Origin of the sequence: Enterococcus sp. RTP21361st1_A6_RTP21361_211029, from assembly GCF_040910045.1 — a bacterium.
GTDB lineage: Bacteria > Bacillota > Bacilli > Lactobacillales > Enterococcaceae > Enterococcus_D > Enterococcus_D gallinarum.
This window is the reverse complement of sequence record NZ_JBDGBK010000182.1, coordinates 1-1,982: the sequence shown is the minus strand read 5'-3', so window position 1 is coordinate 1,982 and position 1,982 is coordinate 1. Positions and strand designations below refer to the sequence as shown.

The window sequence follows — 1,982 nt, the reverse complement described above, 5'->3', positions numbered from 1 at the left end:
ACCGAATCGTCTTTTCAATGTCGTTCATCGGTGCCCAATCGTGGCGTCCATGAGACACATTTTCCAATTCAATCGGTTCAATGGAAAAAGGATATGCTGAGACCAGCCATTCAATGATGGCTTCATTTTCTTCAGGTGCAAACGTGCAAGTAGAGTAGATCAACTGTCCGCCAGGCTTTAACATCGCAACCGCTTCAGCCAAAATCTCCTTCTGGCGCTGAGCGCACTGCAGTGGCGAATCAGCTTGCCATTCCGCGATGGCCACAGGATCTTTGCGGAACATTCCTTCTCCTGAGCAAGGAGCATCCACCACGATTTTGTCAAAAAATTGTGGAAAATGCGGCGTCAGTTCTTGCGGCGCATGGTTCGTCACCACCACATTACTGATCCCCCATCGTTCAACGTTTTCCGATAAGATTTTTGCGCGTTTAGTAAAAATCTCATTGGAAACCAATAAACCTTTGCCTTGCATCTGACTTGCTAATTGCGTGGTTTTCCCTCCAGGCGCTGCACAAAGATCGAGCACTTTTTCTCCTGGTTGTGCATCTGCGATCGTCGCAACGATCATCGCGCTTGGTTCCTGACTGTAGACATACCCCGCTTGATGAAGCAGTGATTTCCCTTTGACTTCTCCAATATAGGCGTTCATTGCGTATGGTGCTGGACTTTTATCCGGTCCAAACATTTCCAGCATCGAGACGGCTTGTGGCTTCAACGGATTCAAGCGAAATCCTTTTACTGGATGCCCTGTTTCTAAAGCAGTAAAAAAGGCCGCCGCTTCGGCTCCTAGTAACTGCTGATATTTGGTAATGAATGCTGCTGGTAATTTCAAGATGATCCCTCCTAAGCTCTCTTATCATAGCGAGTGCTCAGCGATTGTGCAAGTAGCGTCAGGCAATTTTGAAAAAAATGTGACAAAAATCAACAGAAGGAAATCAAACCTAAAATAGGTCAGCAAAGGATCGTTCGTTCGAAAACGATTTACGCTATCCATTGCCCATTCACTGCTGATTTTGTCACAGTCTTTCGTTATTGCTGTAGGTATCGTTGAAATCGATCAATAGCATATCTACAGTGTTTTTTTGTACTGCTGGTATCTATCATCTGCTACTTATCATTGTTGTTTCGATAGGTCCGCGCTCATTTAAATAAAGATTTCTTGATGGTCTTTTCGATGAACGGCACTGAGGCGTAATCATCCCAGAACTTGATCAGCGGACCAACTAGAAAGGCACTGATAAATGTCCCAATCCCGATCGGTCCACCTGTGATCCAGCCGAGTGTCGCAAAAGCCACATCTTGGATCACTCTGACGACCCGATAATTCGCTTTCGTTCGATCAACGATTGTCGGTGCGATCGCATCATAAGGCGCACTTCCCACTTTTGCTGACATATAGAAGGAAGCACCAAAGGTAAAGAACAGAATACCGATCACTAAAAAGAGCCCTTTTTGCAGCCAACCTTCCGGAGAAACTGCGAAAAGTTCAAAGATTTTCGTATAAAAATCAATAAAAAAGCCCGTCAAGACCATATTGATCACTGTGCCGATCCCAATATGCCGACGACCAAAAAAGAAAATCAAGATCAACAAAACGAGATTGATCATTAATTGATAAACACCTAATGAAAGACCTAACCGTTCACCTGTTCCAATATTGGCAGCTGTATACGGATCCAGCCCGACGCCACCTACGCGAAGCAAGGAGGCGCCAAAACCGATGATAGCTACCCCGACCAACGCAAAAAGCGACCGCAGCCATGTTTCTTTTTTCATTTATTCCCCACCTTTTTCTTTTTATTATAACGACAATTTCAAAAAAAGGAAACTTGAGCATTCTCAAGTCTCCTTCTTTTCAGGCTCTATACTTTTTGATGTTGGTGAACTTCACCAACATCTTTTTTGTATAAAAAACATATAAGGTTCGGCAAATTTTGCCGAACCTCTAACGCTGTCTTGAAAACGAAGGAGCACTTATAATG

General features: G+C 44.0%; 2 protein-coding genes. Both read right to left on the bottom strand.

Going from position 1 to position 1,982, the window contains the following annotated elements; genetic code table 11:
- The coding region (locus tag AB5Z52_RS16815; RefSeq protein ID WP_368267122.1) for an RsmB/NOP family class I SAM-dependent RNA methyltransferase at window positions 1-832 on the bottom strand (832 nt) is incomplete at its 3' end.
- Between the two features lie 308 nt (window positions 833-1,140).
- Window positions 1,141-1,776, bottom strand: coding sequence for a YitT family protein (locus tag AB5Z52_RS16810; RefSeq protein ID WP_161667609.1), 636 nt, complete (start codon window positions 1,774-1,776; stop codon window positions 1,141-1,143).
- Window positions 1,777-1,982: the final 206 nt, after the last annotated feature.